Source organism: Frankia tisae, assembly GCF_025403405.1.
GTDB classification, from domain to species: domain Bacteria; phylum Actinomycetota; class Actinomycetes; order Frankiales; family Frankiaceae; genus Frankia; species Frankia tisai.
In genome coordinates, this window is record NZ_JANEZT010000631.1 from 1 (window position 1) to 2013 (window position 2013).

The following is a 2013-nucleotide window of genomic DNA, read 5'->3' on the forward strand; positions in this document are numbered from 1 at the left end:
CCCCGTCAACGCCCCCACCGTCACCCGGTCCGGCAACCAGCCCTCCGGCGACAGTCCCTCACTCGCGTCATGCGGCACATCACAACCCTACCCGCATGACGATCATCTAAAGCATGGCCATTGGGCTAGGGCCGGCCCGGCCATCGCGAATCCGTCACGCATTAGGTAGTCGGTGACCGGCGGAACTGTCGTCCCGTTGGAGACCGGGGGCCAGCCGAGGCGCGCGGTGTGCCGGCACGGCGGCGGCGCGATTTCGCGGGTGAGCTGGATCATCCGGTGGTCGGACCGCCCAGCGCCAGCCCGGCGAGTTCGGCTCGCGAGCGTACGCCGAGTTTGTGATACGCCTTGTTCAGGTGGTAGCCGACAGTGCGGGGGCTGAGAAAGAGCTGTGCTGCGATATCCCGATCCGACAGGCCCTCGGCGGCCAGCCGGCCGACCTGGAGCTCCTGGGGTGTGAGCCCGGCCCCAGCGGCGGATCCGGACGACGGGCGGCTCTGGGTGGCCCCCAGCTCGACTGCGGCACGTCGCACCCAGAAGCGTGCGCCCAGATCCTCGAACGCGCCGAGCGCACGGGACAGCGGCGGGCGGGCATCGGCCTTCCGACGGCGGCGCCTGAGCCATTCGCCGTACAGCAGCGCCGTCCGCGCGTGTTCGAAGGGCCTCGGAGCCAGCTCATGCAGGTCCAGCGCGGCACGGTAGTGATCCTCAGCAGTGGCGTCGCTCGCCAGCAGCGCCCGGCACCGACGGACCAGTGCGTCGACGGACGGTTGCTCGATGTGCGAGGCCCAACGTTCGAGTCGCGAGAGGGCCGCTGCCGCCTGAGGCACTCGGCCCAGCCGTACCCATGCCTCGATCCCGTCCGGGATGCCATGGAGGAGCGGCGGGTCGAGCCGGGCCGGCCCGGCGGCGGTCAGGTTCAGTCGGCCGACCGCGGCACCGGGCCGGCCTGCGCCCAACTCGAGGACTGTGAGCGCCCAGTCGGCCCACGAGCCGCCCAGCGGCTTGAACACCTTGACCGGGCTGTCGAGCGCTTCGGCGGCGAGCGCGCGGCAACCGGTCTCATCGCCGGCTACCGCGGCGAGGTAAGCCAAAATTCCCCTGGCATAGCCGATCCACCGGGTCTGCCCTGTATCCAACGCGAGTTGCAACGCCTCCTGCGCGACGACTCGGGATTCCCGGTGCTCGCCGAGCAGCACCTGCGCGGCGGCACCAAGGCTGAGCATCGCGGTCAACCAGCCCACGCGGCCGTGGAGCCGGCTCTCGGCGGCCACGGCCGCCGCCACGTCCCGGGTTTCCCGTTCGTGTCCTGCGATAAGGCCGCCGACACCGATGAGCGAAAGGTCGTGTGGACAGCCCAGCGACGACTCCCGCGCCTCCGTGACCACACGGCCGAGCGGTGGCCACTCGGTGCCCGTCCGTTCCAGGGCGAGCGAGGTCATCCAGATCAGGAACGTATGGATCGGTGTCATCCGATCGTCCGGCGCCAGGTGGAGCCCGTCCAGCCTGCTCGCAGTGACGGCCAGCAGGCCCAGGTCGTCGGCGGACCAGGCGGCATTCACCGCGGTCAGCTGCATCCGCAACTCGAGGTGGACGTCGGTGTCGGCTACGTGTCGCGCGCCAGCGGTGAGCAGGGCATGAGCGGCTCGCGGCCGACCCTGCTTGAACTCGACGGTCGCGCGGACGCGGGCGGCCCTGGCCTGCAACAGCGGCTCGCGGGTAAGGACCGCCGCTTCCTCGGCGACCGGAGCCTGTCAATCCCGGTGAGACATCAGGCGGCTTGGTTCGTGTGTAGCGGGGCGCGTCGGGCCTGGATCTTGTGGGCGGTGCCGTCATGGACGCTGGCCGGGGTGTGCAGAGCGACACCTGAATGCCGGTGCTCGTTGTTGTACTAACGAAATTCTAAGTATCTAAACTGCTTCGATGTAGGAGAGTTCCGGGGTGTGGAAAAATCCGCGGACGATGTCTGGTTTTCCTGCGAGCCGGTCGAGGGCGTGTTCGGCGAGTTCGAACAGA

Annotated in this window: 1 protein-coding gene; it reads right to left on the reverse strand. The window is 69.3% G+C overall.

What is annotated here, in order from left to right; all coding sequences use genetic code 11:
- Nucleotides 1–269: 269 nt before the first annotated feature.
- On the reverse strand, nt 270–1703 hold the full coding sequence (locus NBZ85_RS30695; RefSeq protein ID WP_261563375.1) for a helix-turn-helix domain-containing protein: 1434 nt from the start codon (nt 1701–1703) through the stop codon (nt 270–272).
- Nucleotides 1704–2013 lie beyond the last annotated feature (310 nt).